This is a genomic window from uncultured Marixanthomonas sp. (genome assembly GCF_963974425.1).
GTDB lineage: Bacteria > Bacteroidota > Bacteroidia > Flavobacteriales > Flavobacteriaceae > Marixanthomonas.
Genome location: NZ_CAXBCK010000028.1, coordinates 15,895 through 30,766, shown reverse-complemented (window position 1 = coordinate 30,766; position 14,872 = coordinate 15,895). Strand labels below are relative to the sequence as shown.

Here is a 14,872-nt window from a genome sequence, read left to right as displayed (position 1 = left end):
TTTCTTTTAGTTTTTATTGTATTCTTCCAAATGAATCATGGCAAAGATTGAATAGTTAATCATATCCTGATAGTTGGCGTCGATCCCCTCGGAAACCAATGTTTTCCCTTTATTATTTTCAATCTGTTTTACCCGTAACAACTTCTGAAGTATTAAATCTGTCAATGATGAAACTCTCATATCGCGCCACGCTTCACCGTAATCGTGGTTTTTGTTAATCATTAGTTGTCGCGTGATAGCCACTTGCTCATCATAAAGCTGTATGGCTTCTTCCAAGGAAAGATCTGGCTGTTCTACAATCCCTTTTTGTAATTGTATTAATGCCATAATGGAATAATTGATGATTCCGATAAACTCACTAACCTCATCTTCATCAACTTTTTGTTCGGTGTTTTGCTGTAAGCCTCTAATGCGCTGTGCTTTTATAAATATCTGGTCGGTTAAGGATGGTAACCGTAAAATACGCCAAGCACTACCATAATCTTTCATTTTGTTGGTAAACAACTCTTTACAAGTAGTAATTACCGCATCGTATTGTTTTAGGGTTTCAGCCATTGGGTTTTTAAGATTTTCCGTAAATTTCGCTTAAATAATTCAAAATAGAAAATTGAACACAATCAATTGTAACGGCACCCTTATAGACTTGTCCAAACCAAAGGTAATGGGCATTATAAACGTAACGCCAGACTCGTTTTACGACGGAGGAGAAACAACACATAAAGATTCCATTTTACAGCAAGCAGAAAAAATGCTTAGCGAAGGTGCTACCTTTTTAGATGTGGGCGGATATAGTTCTAGACCGAATGCCATAGCTATTCCAGAAGAAGAAGAAATAAGCCGTGTTGTACCTGCCATTAAAAGCATTTTAGATGAATTTCCTGAGACGCTAATTTCAATCGACACCTTTAGAAGCCAAGTTGCCAAAAAAGCAGTAGAGGCTGGTGCTTGTCTAGTAAATGACATTAGCGGAGGGAGTTTAGATGAAGCCATGTTTACCACCGTTGCGAAAATGCAAGTACCCTATGTATTAATGCATATGCGCGGTACTCCACAAACTATGACACAGCAAACGGATTATAATGATATTACCATTGAAGTTATCCGTTTTTTTTCTGGACAAATAGCTAAAGCGAGGCTAGCAGGCATTAACGACATTATAATCGATCCGGGGTTCGGATTTGCAAAAACAAAAGAACAAAGCTTTGAATTATTACAAAAAGTGGAGTTGCTGAAACAATTGGACGCTCCTATTCTAGCCGGAATATCTAGAAAGTCAATGATTTATAAAACCTTAAACATTTCCGCAAAAGAAGCGCTAAACGGAACTACGGTTTTAAATACGCTTGCTTTACAAAAAGGAACATCAATTTTGCGCGTACACGACGTAAAAGAAGCTGTAGAATGTATTAAGTTAACCGAAATGCTTACTCCCTACTTATAAATTTTATATTTTTAACCAATAGACATAAAAAGCACACCCTTTGGAATTTTTAGACCTGCGCATTATAGACATTATTGATATTTTACTGGTAGCATTTTTGCTGTACTACCTGTATAGGCTAATAAAAGGGACGGTTGCTATCAATATTTTTATAGGAATTGTAATTATTATCGCCATTTCTGAAATCACCAAACTCCTTCAAATGGAGCTTTTAAGTAAAATATTAGGTGGTTTTTTAGGAGTAGGAATGTTTGCACTTATAGTTGTTTTTCAGCAGGAAATCAGAAAGTTCCTATTAATGCTGGGTTCCACCAATCTCAATGCTCGTAAACGATTTTTTAGACAATTTCGGCTACTTTCTAAAGAAGCTGGAATTACTACCGATATTCCAGCCATCATGAATGCTTGCCAATCGATGAGTCGTAAAAATATGGGAGCACTAATTGTAATACAACGAAACAACAGTCTTGATTTTGTGAAAAACACTGGTGATCAAATGAATATTGAAATAAACAAACCCATTATAGAAAGCATCTTTTTTAAAAATAGTCCGCTTCACGATGGAGCTATGATTATTGAAAATAACACAATTACTGCCACCAGGGTTATTTTACCGGTATCGAATGACCGAAGTATCCCGCTACGTTTTGGATTACGACATCGTGCCGCAGTAGGAGTTTCTGAAAAAACAGATGCCGTTTGTATTGTTGTTTCAGAAGAAAACGGGCAGATTTCCTATTTAAAAGACGGCGAGTTTGTACTGTTCAACGAAATAGATGATCTTGCCAAACAATTGGAAAACGACTTAACATAATACGGTATGAAGTGTAAAAATTGCAGCGAATTACTGACCTCAAAAACTAACTATTGTCCTGAATGTGGCGCTAAAGCAATCACGCACCGATTGACCCTTCGTTATCTTTTATCTGAAATTTACCACGCTTTTTTTAGTATTGACAGCAACAAACCTGTACGGACTTTTATTGATCTCTTTAAAAAACCAGAAGAAGTAATTGGTGGTTATATTGATGGTGTTCGTAAAAAATATATTCACGCCTTCGGGTATTTTACGATTGCGGTGACTTTTTCGAGTATATTTTATTTCATTTTCCTTAAATTTTTCCCTGAAACATTAGATGGAATGCTAATGTTTCAAAACAACGATGCGGCCCAAATGGAACTGGGACGCACTATGTACCGTAGTGTTTTTGAATATCAGACTTTAATGTTTTTTGCATTTGTTCCACTATTAGCCTTGCTATCTTGGATCGTGTTTTTGAATAAAAAGAAATACAATTACGCGGAACACTTAATAATAAACCTCTACTGCTATTCGCAAGCTTCGATTATAAGCATAAGTCTGTTTTTTCTGACGTTCTGGAGCCAGACTCTCTTCGGAATTATCTCTATGGCATCCTTTATAATTCAGATTGTCTATTTTGCCTATGTTTTGAAGCGACTTTTCAAGCTTTCAGGTTTGCAGCTTTTAATAAAGTTCATCTATTTCTTTGCACTTTTAATTCCTCTTTATATCATCTTTACAATAATTATAATGGGTATTATGCTAGCTAATGGTAGTTTAGATGAATTGATAGAAGCTGAAAGGGCAAAGAAAGAAATAAGCTATACTGCTTCTTCTGCCATAAATTGGACTTCGTATAAGTTACGATAGTACCCATCCTCTTTTTTGAGCAATTCCTTGTGGGTTCCGGTCTCAACAATTTTACCCGCGTCCATTACCAGAATTTTATCGGCTTTTTTAATGGTTGCCAAACGATGAGCAATTACTATAGAAGTACGTCCTTTTGTAATTTTTTCAGTGGCATTTTGTATTAATTCTTCAGAATACGTATCTACCGAAGAAGTTGCTTCATCTAGAATTAAAACCCCTGGTTTACTAACATACGCACGTAGAAAAGCAATTAATTGCCGTTGCCCAGATGAAAGCATCGAACCACGTTCTTTTACATTGTAATGATAGTCATTAGGTAGCGTTTTTATGAATTTATCTACCCCAATCTCTTTGGCAGCAGCAACCACCTCTTCTTCAGTAATAGAAGGGTCGTTTAAAGTAATGTTGTTCAATATCGTGTCGGCGAACAAAAATACGTCTTGCAGTACTACGGCTATTTGTTTCCGAAGCGATTCTAATGTATATTCTTTGGTGTTTACGCCATCGATTATTATTTCGCCTTTCTGAATTTCATAAAACCGATTCAATAAATTAATAATTGTCGATTTTCCAGCGCCCGTAGCCCCAACAATTGCAACCGTTTCACCAGAATTCACTTTAAAAGAAATATCTTTAATTACCTCTTCCTCTTCCGTATAACCAAAATGAACGTTTTTAAATTCTATCTGGCCTTTACTTTGAGGCATTGTTATGGTTCCAGAATCGTCTATATGCGATTTGGTATCTAAAATAGCAAAAACACGGTTGGCCGCAACCATTCCCATTTGCAAGGTGTTAAACTTATCTGCAATCTGCCGAAGTGGACGAAATAACATTTGCGCCAATTGAATGAATGCCGTTATAATACCTAATGTAATTATGCCACCTCCAGCTGCGTTTAATCCACCATACCAAACTATCAAACCAATAGCAATGGAAGAAGCCATTTCGGCAATTGGGAAAAAGATAGAGTTATACCAAACGGTTTTTATCCACGCTTTTTTATGCTTTTCATTTATTTGTTTAAAGCGTCTGTACTCAGTATCCTCACGGGTGAAAATTTGGACTATTTTCATTCCCGTGATGCGTTCCTGCACAAAGGAGTTTAAATCGGCTACTTGATTTCTTACCTCTTCAAAAGCGACTTTCATCGCCCGCTGAAATACCCGTGTGGCATATAAAATTAACGGTAAAATAGCAAAGACAATCAAAGCAAGTTGCCAGCTTTTATAGAGCATAAACCCTGCTATAACAATCATTTTAAGCAAATCGCTTAAAATCATAAACAATCCTTGACTGAAAATACTCGAAATGGTTTCAATATCATTTACAGCTCGTGTAGTTAATCGTCCTACGGCACTTTTGTCAAAATACTTCATACGGAAGCTCATCATCAAGTTGAATAACTTAACCCGCATATCGCGCACCACACTTTGCCCCAGCCAATTGGCATAAAATATAAAAGCGAATTGAAACAGCACCTCTAACACCAAGGCAGCTAGCATCAATAAGATATAAAACTGCAAACCACTGCCATCTTTAGGTACAATGGAGTTATCGATCGCCTGTTGTATCAATTCTGGCCGCACAATTGCCAATACTGACATTATTACTGCTGTTAAGGCAACAGAATAAAATATTAAACGGTAGGCATTGGTAAATTTCAATAACCGTTTAAAGAGTTTAAAGTCAAATGCTTTTCCTGAGTTTGCCATACTATTCCCTGCGTTTCGACTCGACTTCGCCGACACTTCGGTTTAATTTTTATTTTATTATTGTTTCAGGGTAGATCACTTTTGTTAAATACAGTCCGTGTGCTGGAGCTGAAGCACCAGCTTTCCCCCTGTCCTTATCTTCTACTATTTTCTGAAATGACTCTAAAGACGTTTTATGATACCCAACATCTAAAAGTGTGCCCACTATTGCACGAACCATATTTCGTAAAAAACGATCTGCCGAAATAGTGAAGATCAAATGTTCATTTTCTTCTTCCCAACATGCTTTTTTAATGCTACAATGATACGTTTTTACATCGGTTTTACTTCGCGAAAAGCATTGAAAATCGTTATGGTTCAATAGTGTTTGCGCAGCTCTATTCATCAACTCTACATCTGGTTTATTATGTATTTGATACGCAAAACCATTCATAAAAGGATTTTTTTTCAAGCAAACCATATATTCATATTCCCGTTCTACGGCATCAAAACGTGCGTGAGCATCTTTCTTAACTTCAAAAATTTCTGAAATTGCTATATCCTTCGGAAGAAAAGAATTCAGTCTAAATAATAATTCTGAAACATTTTCAATTTTACCACAATCAAAATGTGCGAACAACTGTTTTGCATGTACCCCTGCATCGGTACGCCCAGCGCCAGTGATTTTTATTTCGGTCTTCAACAAGATAGAAAGTTTATTTTCCAACACTTCTTGAACCGTAATGGCATTAGGCTGTATTTGCCATCCAAAATAGTTAGCACCGTTATAGGCTATTTCGATAAAATATCGCAAAGAATCATTTATTTTTGAAAAACACAAAAATACGAAAACCAAGTTCGAAATACGAGGTACGATTGACGAAAATAAAAAGTACTAGTTACGAAATATAATTTTCGAAGTACGAACTGAATAACACCATACAGATTGAAAAAAATACTGCTTCTTAGCGATACGCACAGCCATATTGACAACGACATATTAAAATACGCAAAGCAAGCTGACGAAGTTTGGCATGCAGGAGATATAGGCAACTTGACAGTTACTGATACGTTAAAGCAACTAAAGCCATTACGAGCCGTTTTCGGAAACATTGACGATGACAAAGCTAGAAAAGAATTTCCGCTAAACAACCGGTTTACCTGTGAGGGTGTCGATGTTTGGATTACACACATTGGCGGCTATCCTGGCCGTTACGACAAACGTATTAGGGAGGCACTATACCGAAATCCACCAAAATTATTTATTTGCGGGCATTCGCATATACTAAAAGTGATGCCTGATAAAAAAAACGGATTGTTGCACATGAATCCTGGTGCAATTGGCAAGCATGGGTTTCACACTGTCCGCACAATGCTTCGGTTTGAAGTTGACAAAGGAACTATACATAATTTGGAAGTGATTGAGTTTAAAAGGTGATTTTAGAACTTCTAATTACTTTGGGCTCACTTCGGCTCCGCTCAGTGACCGTTGTGATGTCATTTAAAAGTCGGTGGTTTCGATACGATTTTGAAAACAACTGTGTTGTTTCAAAATCACTCAACCGCCTTCATTGTTTCTGAAAAATAAATTATTACAAATCAAGGTGGTCAAGTGATTTTACTGAAACCCCAGTTTCAATAAAGTTTTATTGAAGCCACCAATTCATAAAAAAACCCCCAAAGGTGGCATCCTATGGGGGTTCGCACTAAAATATACTAAGATGTAACGGTTTACCGTAAACGATCCACTGATTTTACAAGGTCTTCATCCCTTTTAATGGCCTTATTGGCCAACACTAAAAAAACGATAGAAATGATGGGAAGTAAGACCCCAATACCCTTCTCTGAAACTAATGTTTCTCCGGATATGGTTAGCGACCTGTAAACGAAAACTCCCAGTAATACAAAGGTTACTATTATATTTAAACGGTTAAGAACAAACTGTCGTTGCCGTTTTTTAAAACTCAAAATTGAAATAATAGTTAAAGCGATAGAACCGAAAATTAAACCAAAAACTAAAGGTTCGCTTTGCTCAATCACTATAACACCAGCTTCATCCTGTACCACAGGAAACCACATATACAAAGCTCCCATTATAAGGGCCGAAATAATCAAATATACGGTCTGTATGCGTTGTAACATATAATTAATTTGCTGTTATTGGCAAAAATAGGGTTTCTTTTTAAAAAAATTACAAGCAAAATTTAAAATATTGTTGTATCATTGCAGTATCTATTCGTAACCACCTCAATAACGGTTACTTAATCTTCAAAAAAAATATTCAATAATAGTACCTTCTCAAAGGACTCAATTATTATAATTAAACACACACAATTTTTAAATGTTTGAAATTTCAGAATTAAAAGCAAAAAAGCTACCTGAGCTTCAGGAATTAGCAAAAAAACTGAACGTCCCAAAATACCGTAGCTTCAAAAAGCTTGACTTGGTATACCAAATACTTGATTACCAAGCTGCGAATCCTAGTGCGGTTAAGGAAATTGCAAAAAGCGATACGACGAATACAACTTCTAAAAAAGAAGAACCTAAAGACAAAAGTCGATCTTCATCGCAAAACAAACCGCAACAGCAGCGAAGCAAAAGCAATGACAACCGCAACGCTAAAAAAAGTCAGGAGACAAAAAATGATCCTAAAAAATCGAACGATACTGATAAACGCAGTAAAAGCTCGAATGACACTGATAAGCGGAATAAGAGTTCTAACGACAATGAAAAACGGAACAAGAACTCAAATGACAACGAGAACAAGAAGAGCAGTAACAACTCTTCAGACAATAAGAAAAAGCATCCAAAGGCTAAAAGAGACAATACCAACAATAAAAGTCACCAAAAAGACAACCGTAATAACGGTAATAAAGACAGCCGAAATCGCTATAAAGAACCAGATTATGAGTTTGACGGTATTATAGAGAGCGAAGGTGTTCTTGATATTATGCAGGATGGCTATGGCTTTTTACGCTCCAGTGATTACAACTACCTATCATCTCCAGATGATATTTATGTATCGCAATCGCAAATTCGTTTGTTTGGGTTAAAAACAGGAGATACTGTTTTTGGTGAAGTACGCCCTCCAAAAGAAGGTGAAAAATATTTCCCATTGATTAAAATTTCAAAAATTAACGGCTTGAACCCTCATGTAGTAAGAGACCGTGTAGCTTTTGAACATCTAACACCCTTATTTCCGCAGGAAAAATTTAATATTGCCGATAGACAAAGCACTATTTCAACAAGAATAATAGATATGTTTTCTCCTATTGGTAAAGGCCAACGTGGAATGATTGTATCGCAGCCTAAAACCGGTAAAACAATGTTACTAAAAGACATTGCGAACGGTATTGCGGCAAATCACCCAGAAGTATATCAAATTATCTTGCTAATTGACGAACGTCCCGAGGAGGTTACCGATATGCAGCGTAACGTACAGGGAGAAGTTGTTGCATCTACCTTTGATAAAGAAGCTACCGAACACGTTCGGGTTGCTAATATTGTTATTGATAAAGCCAAGCGATTGGTAGAATGTGGTCATGATGTAGTTATCCTACTTGATTCTATTACACGTTTAGCTCGTGCTTATAACACCGTACAACCTGCAAGTGGTAAAATATTAAGTGGTGGTGTAGATGCCAATGCGCTTCACAAACCAAAACGTTTCTTTGGTGCTGCCCGTAATATTGAAAATGGCGGTTCGTTGAGTATTATTGCTACAGCGCTTACCGAAACTGGATCTAAAATGGACGAGGTTATTTTTGAAGAATTTAAAGGAACTGGTAATATGGAACTTCAATTGGATAGAAAGATATCTAACCGAAGAATCTTCCCTGCTATCGACCTTACATCGTCAAGTACTCGTAGAGATGATTTATTGCTTGATGAGAACGTAATACAACGTATGTGGGTATTGCGTAAATACCTAGCAGATATGAACCCAGTTGAAGCTATGGAATTTATTAATGATAAAGTAAAACACACTAAAAACAATGAAGAGTTTTTGGTCTCTATGAATGGCTAAACATTAGTCAATATAGATTTAAATAAGAAACCGGATATACAAATAACTGTATATCCGGTTTTTTTATTGATCACTCTAACTAAGTAGTTATTAGAACTATCTTATAAAAGTTTTAAAAGACAACAGTATTGGTTTAAACAGATATTTAAAGACTTATCCACCTCATTCAATTCAGATACTTTAGTGATAAGGTAAGCTTCGTGATTCCGTTGTTATATAAAGTTTTATCTGACTTAACACCTAAAAACACGATAAGACCTTGCGTCACTTATAATGGTAGCATTAAACGCTTCGTACATATTGCTTTGCTATAGCTGATTTTTATAACAAGAAAAAAACGTGTGGGAATTTAAATAACTACATATATTTAAAACAAAAAAAGCCTCGCTTTCGCGAGGCTCTATAATAATATAGTAAAGAACGTTTACTTAGTTCTTAACGATTTTTTGAGTCAATGTACCTACATTAGTTTCTAAAGAAAGGATGTAAACACCATTTGCAAGATCAGAAACTCTCACTTGACCATTTACCAAAGATACGTTAGATCTTTTTCCTAATACATCGTAGATTGCTACACTGTTAACTTCAACTGTCGCTGGAGTTTCAATGTTTAAAACATCAGATGCAGGGTTAGGGTAAACAGATACTTGAGAAAGTGCACTATCATTTACTGATAAAGTAGGACTACAGTCTCCGTTAAGCTCATATACATAATCAGTAGTACCAACAGTCCACTCAAAACCTGAAGCCTCATTATTAAATGCACCCAGTAAACCTGTACTACTTACAGATGAAGACTCCCAACCATCAGCATCGGTTACAATCTCCATCCAATATTTTCTTCCTGTTTCTCCACCTTCTAATTCAAAAGCTTCATCCAAGGTATACGTAATTTGATGAAAGTCAAATCCAAAGTTACTTCCAGTAATTACATCATCAGTAATTGTATACGCATCTACAGTAAATATTTCGATTCCAGGTAAACCTCCTTCATCTAATCTAAATACAAACTCAGCATTCGTTGGTAATCCAACAAAAGTAGGAATAATTTCTTCAATTGAAAATGTAAAATCAGCTTCCACATCAATGTCAATAGCTAAACGTTGATCACCAAACAATCCTCCATTTTCCAAACCGTTTGTAGCCACATTTTGATTACAAGGATCCATTTGCGGACTTGATTGAATGATGTTTTGCGGATTTGAATCTGCTTCATTTCCAATCATGTTTTGTGAAAAACCACTAAAACTAACTAGTAAAGCTCCTAAAGCTAATGTAATTTTTTTCATAATAAAAAGTTTAAAGTTTAATATTCTGGTAACAAATATAGCAAAGTGAGCTAGTATAAAAAGCTTTTATTCAGAAATAATTTGTTAAAAAACAAAAATAAAAAACGCTGTGATGTACTATATTTGCTAAAACGAAGATTTATAATGAAAAAAATAATATCAATTTCTATTATCCTTATCACCTTATCTTCCTGTGCCTCAAAGGACTATAAAAAAGACACATTAAAACCCACCGTGTTTGAAACATCAAAAGGGACAGAAACAGGAACGTATTACCAAGTAATGGATTTTTATGAAAATCTGGCAGAAAATTATACATCGATCGCCTTATATACCATGGAAAAAACTGATATTGGCGAACCGTTATCGTTAGTGACCTTTAATCCTAATCGCAGCTTTGAGTCTGAATTTAATAACCGAGAAGATAAAATCGTACTCCTTATTAATAATGGCATTCACCCAGGGGAACCCGATGGTATAGATGCCTCTATGTTGATGTTCCGTGATTTGGCTGAAGGAAAAATAGAGGCGCCAAAAAATGTAATTATTGCCGCCATACCTGTATATAATATAGGAGGCGCTTTAAACCGAAACAGCCACAGCCGTACTAATCAAAATGGCCCTAAGGAATATGGTTTTCGTGGAAATGCCCGTAATTACGACCTGAATCGGGATTTTATAAAGGCGGACACCAAAAACGCAAGCGCTTTTGCCAATCTATTTCGAACTGTAAAACCAGATGTCTTTATAGACAATCACGTTAGTAATGGCGCAGACTACCAATATACACTTACTCATTTATTCACTCAACACAATAAATTAGGCGGTGAACTAGGCGCCTATACCCAAAATGCTTTAATGCCTCAACTAGAGGATTCTCTTCAACAGAAAAAATGGGATATCACACCTTATGTGAATGTTTTCAATCGTAAACCAGAAGGTGGCTTTTCTCAGTTTAAAGACTCGCCTCGTTATTCAACTGGGTACACAACTCTTTTTAATACAATAGGTATGATGGTAGAAACCCATATGTTGAAACCTTATAAAGATCGGGTTGAAGGAACTTATGAGCTTATGAAAAGCATGATTAACATCGTAGACAAAGATGCCGAATTAATACACCAACTCCGTAACTCTAACCAATTGACCTATAAAGCTGGAGTTAGTTACCCAGTGCAATGGCAAATTGACAGCAGCAAAACCTCAACACGAGATTTTAAAGGGTATGAAGGCGAAATGATTGATAGCAAAATTACAAGTTCTAAACGGTTGAAATATGACCGAAACAAACCCTATACCAAGAAAATAACTTATTATGATTATTTTAAACCAAAAAAATCGGTTACTATCCCTGAATCCTATATTATCCCAAAAGGATATTGGAATGTTATTGACTTATTGAAACAAAACAAAATTAAACTTGAAAAAGTAAAGAAAGACACTGTTATTACTGCGGAAGTATATAAAATTGAAACATATGAAACTGTGAAAACCCCATACGAAGGTCATTATTTACATTATAACACTGAAGTAAGTAGTAAAACTGAAGATATTAAGGTTAAGAAAGGTGATTACATTGCTAAAACTGACCAAGAAGGCGTGCGTTACTTAGTTGAAACCTTAGAACCTACCGCAACTGATTCGTTTTTTAATTGGAACTTTTTCGATGCCATTCTACAACAAAAAGAAGGTTTTTCACCGTATGTATGGGAAGATAAAGCCGAATTATTTTTAAACGAGAACCCATCTCTTAAAAAAGAGTTTGAAACTAAAAAAGAGAACGATTCTAATTTTGCGAATAACTGGTATGCTCAATTAGATTGGATTCATAAACAATCCCCTAATTATGAAACATCACACCTTCGTTACCCGATCGTTCGGGTGGGTGGTTAAATATTCTTTCGGAAACAAAAGTTTAATATTTTCATAACTTTTAGTGAGTGCTTTTTGGGACTTTTCGAAGTTTTTCCACTTTACTTTTTTAATCCCTTCTTTCTCTTCTGGATGCAACTCGCCCTCGTAATTGCTGTGCATTTTATACCAATAGGTCACTTTTAACTTAAACTTCCCATTGCGTTTAAAAACGTGGTAGGTTTTCATTAAAAATTCACGAATTTCAAGGTCCTGCACCCCTGTTTCTTCCATCACTTCGCGTATGGCAGCTTCTTCATGGCTTTCTTTTTTTTCAATTTTACCTTTTGGCAGGTCCCATTTTTTATTTCGGTAAATAAAAAGAATTTCTTTTTTATCATTGAAGACCATTCCGCCAGCCGCTTCAACCACCGGTAATTTTTTCCGAAGAAATTTTTCTAGTTTCTCTTCATTTTTATGATAAAGGTTTACGTACAATAGCTCGCCTTTGGTTATTTTTTTTATCAGTTTTTTAAACTTGGCTAGCTTTAAGGGGATGGAGGTATATTGTTTGCCTATTTTTTCTTCAGTAGAAAGAATTATAGGAATATCTTTAACAAAAACTTTATACATTTGCAGTATGATTTTAAACAAAGAAACGGCGCAAAAAACAGCCGAGTTGCTATTGCAAATTAATGCAATAAAATTACAACCACAAAACCCTTTTACATGGGCATCAGGATGGAAATCCCCAATCTATTGTGATAATCGTATTACGTTATCCTACCCTGTTATAAGAAACTACCTTAAAGAAAACCTAGCTAAACAAGTAGAAATACTCTACGGAAAACCTGATGTAATTGCTGGAGTAGCAACAGGAGCCATAGGTATAGGAGCTTTGGTGGCCGATGTATTGGGACTTCCTTTTTGTTACGTTAGGCCCGAAGCAAAAAAGCACGGTAGACAAAATAAAATTGAAGGTTTTATTCAGCCAAATCAAAATGTGGTAATCATTGAAGACCTCATCAGTACTGGAAATAGCAGTTTATTGGCCGCAAAAGCTTTAGAAGAAGCTAACTTAAACGTTAAGGGAATGTTAGCCATTTTTACTTACGGATTTGATGTTTCAGAAGAAAATTTCAAAAAAAACAATGTGGAATTGCATACGCTGAGTGATTATGACCACTTATTGCAACAGGCTGAAAAGTCTAATTATATATCTTCAAAAGAAAAAACATTACTTTCTACTTGGAGAATGGATCCTGCCAACTGGACACCACAATTAAAATAAATCAAGTATACACTACCAAATGAACTTAACTAGTAAAAAAGTAACCGTAAATAAATCAGGCGAAGAACTTTGTCTTTTTTTAAGTGATGTTAAAAACTTTGAGCAATTAATGCCAGAAAACATCAGTAAATTTGAAGTGATTAGGGAAAATGCTTTTGTTTTTGCACTTAAAGGAATGCCCGAAATTGCTTTAGAGGTAAAAGAAACCAATCCACCAAACGAAGTGATATTAGGTGCCATTAGCGATAAACTTCCATTTACACTAACTGCCAATGTTGAACCCATTGACGAGAACACCTCAAAAGTAGAGCTTCTATTTGAAGGCGACTTTAACAGTATGATGGCGATGATGATAAAAAGTCCTATTTCTAAATTTTTGGAAACGCTTGCCACAAATATGGAGAAGCTTTAATATAGCAATTTTATTTCTTTCATTTGAAATTGTTCCGTCGTTCCATTTTCATGCTCTATTAATAAAGCTCCAGTGTCCATAATACCAGTTATAACACCATTAAAGCGTAAACCTGAAGGACGTTCAAAAGTTGAGACTTTATTTTTTCTGAAAAGGGAGGCTTCGTATTCTTGTTTTATTTTTTGAAAATCAAACACTGAAATGCCTCTTAACCTTTTGAGGACACTTTCAACAACTGCAAGAAACACCTCCTCCATATCAACCTTTTTTTCAATCGCCAACCTTATAGATGTGGCTGCTGGCAGGTTTTCGAAAGTTGTTTCATTTACATTTAAACCAATTCCTGAAATACAGGAAGTTATAACTGTCTTTTGCAGTGTGTTTTCAGTTAAAACACCACAAAGCTTTTTAGAACGTGACAAGATGTCGTTTGGCCATTTTATAGTAACATTTGGAACTTTAATGTCATTTAAAACATCTTTTACCGCCAAAGCTGTTAGCATAACCAATAAAAATTGATTTTCAGCAGGCAGTTTATCAACACGCTTAAACACACTAAACGTAAGACTTTCACCGGGATTAGATCGCCAAGTAGATGCCCGTTGTCCCCTCCCAGCAAGCTGATTTTTTGCGTGTACTACTACTTCATCTTCTAGTGTAACTTCCTTGCTTAATTTTTTAAGGTAGGTATTAGTTGAGTCAATGGCATTAAGTTTGATTATCTTCACTTGTAATAAATTATTGCTATATCCTTTTTTTTAGGGTATCAAGAAACAAAAAAGTAATAACTTTGCGAAAATTAAATTAGGTTAATGTCGAAGAAAGAACAAGAAACAGATCAACTTATTACTCAGATATTAAAAGGAATTGAAGATGTAAAAGGGAAAGATATTGAAATTCTGGACCTTAGGGATTTAGAAAACACTGTTTGCGATTATTTTATTATCTGCAATGGTGCCTCAAATACACAAGTTAACGCCATTGTTAACTCCATTCAAAAAACTGTTAGTAAAGCATTAAAGGAAAAACCTTGGCATGTTGAAGGAAGCAACAATGCTGAATGGATACTCATGGATTTTGTGCACGTTGTCGTGCATGTATTTCAGAAACATATTCGGGAATTCTATGATATAGAGGGATTATGGGGAGACGCCAAATCTGTTAAAATTGAATCAACTTACTAAAGAAACAAAGC

16 protein-coding genes are annotated in these 14,872 nt (G+C 35.5%); 9 read left to right on the top strand and 7 right to left on the bottom strand.

What is annotated here, in order from left to right:
- Window positions 1-6 precede the first annotated feature (6 nt).
- Entirely contained in the window at window positions 7-555 is a 549-nt protein-coding gene (locus tag AACZ92_RS09670) for a DUF1599 domain-containing protein (RefSeq protein WP_339700389.1), read from the bottom strand.
- 106 nt (window positions 556-661) lie between these two features.
- Between AACZ92_RS09670 and folP the strand changes: the two genes are divergently transcribed.
- From folP to AACZ92_RS09655, 3 genes are read left to right on the top strand one after another with little or no spacing between them, the layout of a single operon-like run.
- Window positions 662-1,441 carry a dihydropteroate synthase gene (folP, locus tag AACZ92_RS09665; protein ID WP_339700386.1) on the top strand — a complete coding sequence of 260 codons (780 nt, stop codon included), beginning with the start codon at window positions 662-664 and terminating at the stop codon, window positions 1,439-1,441.
- A 40-nt stretch (window positions 1,442-1,481) separates the two neighbouring features.
- Window positions 1,482-2,255: a diadenylate cyclase CdaA gene (gene cdaA / locus AACZ92_RS09660; RefSeq protein WP_339700383.1), complete on the top strand. Its 774-nt coding sequence runs from the start codon at window positions 1,482-1,484 to the stop codon at window positions 2,253-2,255.
- Window positions 2,256-2,261: 6 nt separating this feature from the next.
- Window positions 2,262-3,113 carry a DUF3667 domain-containing protein gene (locus tag AACZ92_RS09655; RefSeq protein ID WP_339700380.1) on the top strand — a complete coding sequence of 284 codons (852 nt, stop codon included), beginning with the start codon at window positions 2,262-2,264 and terminating at the stop codon, window positions 3,111-3,113.
- Here the strand turns inward: AACZ92_RS09655 and AACZ92_RS09650 are convergent.
- A complete protein-coding gene (locus AACZ92_RS09650; RefSeq protein WP_339700377.1) occupies window positions 3,065-4,828 on the bottom strand; it encodes an ABC transporter ATP-binding protein in 1,764 nt (587 codons plus the stop codon). The genes AACZ92_RS09655 and AACZ92_RS09650 overlap by 49 nt on opposite strands.
- A 49-nt stretch (window positions 4,829-4,877) precedes the next feature.
- Window positions 4,878-5,621 carry a tRNA pseudouridine(38-40) synthase TruA gene (truA, locus tag AACZ92_RS09645; RefSeq protein WP_339700374.1) on the bottom strand — a complete coding sequence of 248 codons (744 nt, stop codon included), beginning with the start codon at window positions 5,619-5,621 and terminating at the stop codon, window positions 4,878-4,880.
- A gap of 132 nt (window positions 5,622-5,753) precedes the next feature.
- On the opposite strand from truA, the gene AACZ92_RS09640 reads away from it, so the two are divergent.
- Window positions 5,754-6,245, top strand: a complete 492-nt coding sequence (locus AACZ92_RS09640; RefSeq protein WP_339700371.1) for a metallophosphoesterase family protein — start codon at window positions 5,754-5,756, stop codon at window positions 6,243-6,245.
- 293 nt (window positions 6,246-6,538) lie between these two features.
- On the opposite strand, the gene AACZ92_RS09635 is transcribed toward AACZ92_RS09640, so the two are convergent.
- Window positions 6,539-6,949 carry a DUF4293 domain-containing protein gene (locus tag AACZ92_RS09635; protein WP_339700368.1) on the bottom strand — a complete coding sequence of 137 codons (411 nt, stop codon included), beginning with the start codon at window positions 6,947-6,949 and terminating at the stop codon, window positions 6,539-6,541.
- Window positions 6,950-7,148: 199 nt separating this feature from the next.
- Here AACZ92_RS09635 and rho point away from each other — a divergent pair, with 199 nt between their 5' ends.
- Window positions 7,149-8,834 carry a transcription termination factor Rho gene (gene rho / locus AACZ92_RS09630; RefSeq protein ID WP_339700365.1) on the top strand — a complete coding sequence of 562 codons (1,686 nt, stop codon included), beginning with the start codon at window positions 7,149-7,151 and terminating at the stop codon, window positions 8,832-8,834.
- Window positions 8,835-9,262: 428 nt separating this feature from the next.
- On the opposite strand, the gene AACZ92_RS09625 is transcribed toward rho, so the two are convergent.
- A complete protein-coding gene (locus tag AACZ92_RS09625) occupies window positions 9,263-10,123 on the bottom strand; it encodes a T9SS type A sorting domain-containing protein (protein ID WP_339700362.1) in 861 nt (286 codons plus the stop codon).
- Window positions 10,124-10,267: 144 nt separating this feature from the next.
- Between AACZ92_RS09625 and AACZ92_RS09620 the strand changes: the two genes are divergently transcribed.
- Window positions 10,268-12,016: a M14 family metallopeptidase gene (locus AACZ92_RS09620; protein ID WP_339700360.1), complete on the top strand. Its 1,749-nt coding sequence runs from the start codon at window positions 10,268-10,270 to the stop codon at window positions 12,014-12,016.
- Here AACZ92_RS09620 and AACZ92_RS09615 read toward each other — a convergent pair.
- Window positions 11,978-12,607, bottom strand: a complete 630-nt coding sequence (locus AACZ92_RS09615) for an NUDIX hydrolase (RefSeq protein WP_339700358.1) — start codon at window positions 12,605-12,607, stop codon at window positions 11,978-11,980. The two genes, AACZ92_RS09620 and AACZ92_RS09615, sit on opposite strands and share 39 nt — an antisense overlap.
- A gap of 7 nt (window positions 12,608-12,614) precedes the next feature.
- Here AACZ92_RS09615 and pyrE point away from each other — a divergent pair, with 7 nt between their 5' ends.
- Both pyrE and AACZ92_RS09605 read left to right on the top strand, forming a co-directional pair.
- Window positions 12,615-13,265, top strand: a complete 651-nt coding sequence (pyrE, locus tag AACZ92_RS09610; protein ID WP_339700356.1) for an orotate phosphoribosyltransferase — start codon at window positions 12,615-12,617, stop codon at window positions 13,263-13,265.
- A 19-nt stretch (window positions 13,266-13,284) separates the two neighbouring features.
- A complete protein-coding gene (locus AACZ92_RS09605; protein WP_339700354.1) occupies window positions 13,285-13,677 on the top strand; it encodes an SRPBCC family protein in 393 nt (130 codons plus the stop codon).
- On the opposite strand, the gene AACZ92_RS09600 is transcribed toward AACZ92_RS09605, so the two are convergent.
- Entirely contained in the window at window positions 13,674-14,405 is a 732-nt protein-coding gene (locus AACZ92_RS09600; RefSeq protein ID WP_339700351.1) for a biotin--[acetyl-CoA-carboxylase] ligase, read from the bottom strand. The two genes, AACZ92_RS09605 and AACZ92_RS09600, sit on opposite strands and share 4 nt — an antisense overlap.
- An 84-nt stretch (window positions 14,406-14,489) precedes the next feature.
- Between AACZ92_RS09600 and rsfS the strand changes: the two genes are divergently transcribed.
- Window positions 14,490-14,861 carry a ribosome silencing factor gene (gene rsfS, locus AACZ92_RS09595; protein ID WP_339700348.1) on the top strand — a complete coding sequence of 124 codons (372 nt, stop codon included), beginning with the start codon at window positions 14,490-14,492 and terminating at the stop codon, window positions 14,859-14,861.
- The last annotated feature ends 11 nt before the right edge of the window (window positions 14,862-14,872 follow it).

Excerpts from the sequence above, each read along its gene's own strand:
- AACZ92_RS09615 (WP_339700358.1), bottom strand. The coding sequence starts at position 12,607 with ATGTATAAAGTTTTTGTTAAAGATATTCCTATAATTCTTTCTACTGAA.
- AACZ92_RS09605 (WP_339700354.1), top strand. The coding sequence starts at position 13,285 with ATGAACTTAACTAGTAAAAAAGTAACCGTAAATAAATCAGGCGAAGAA.
- AACZ92_RS09635 (WP_339700368.1), bottom strand. The coding sequence starts at position 6,949 with ATGTTACAACGCATACAGACCGTATATTTGATTATTTCGGCCCTTATA.
- AACZ92_RS09655 (WP_339700380.1), top strand. The coding sequence starts at position 2,262 with ATGAAGTGTAAAAATTGCAGCGAATTACTGACCTCAAAAACTAACTAT.
- AACZ92_RS09625 (WP_339700362.1), bottom strand. The coding sequence starts at position 10,123 with ATGAAAAAAATTACATTAGCTTTAGGAGCTTTACTAGTTAGTTTTAGT.
- rho (WP_339700365.1), top strand. The coding sequence starts at position 7,149 with ATGTTTGAAATTTCAGAATTAAAAGCAAAAAAGCTACCTGAGCTTCAG.
- rsfS (WP_339700348.1), top strand. The coding sequence starts at position 14,490 with ATGTCGAAGAAAGAACAAGAAACAGATCAACTTATTACTCAGATATTA.
- AACZ92_RS09670 (WP_339700389.1), bottom strand. The coding sequence starts at position 555 with ATGGCTGAAACCCTAAAACAATACGATGCGGTAATTACTACTTGTAAA.
- pyrE (WP_339700356.1), top strand. The coding sequence starts at position 12,615 with ATGATTTTAAACAAAGAAACGGCGCAAAAAACAGCCGAGTTGCTATTG.
- AACZ92_RS09620 (WP_339700360.1), top strand. The coding sequence starts at position 10,268 with ATGAAAAAAATAATATCAATTTCTATTATCCTTATCACCTTATCTTCC.
- AACZ92_RS09650 (WP_339700377.1), bottom strand. The coding sequence starts at position 4,828 with ATGGCAAACTCAGGAAAAGCATTTGACTTTAAACTCTTTAAACGGTTA.
- folP (WP_339700386.1), top strand. The coding sequence starts at position 662 with ATGGGCATTATAAACGTAACGCCAGACTCGTTTTACGACGGAGGAGAA.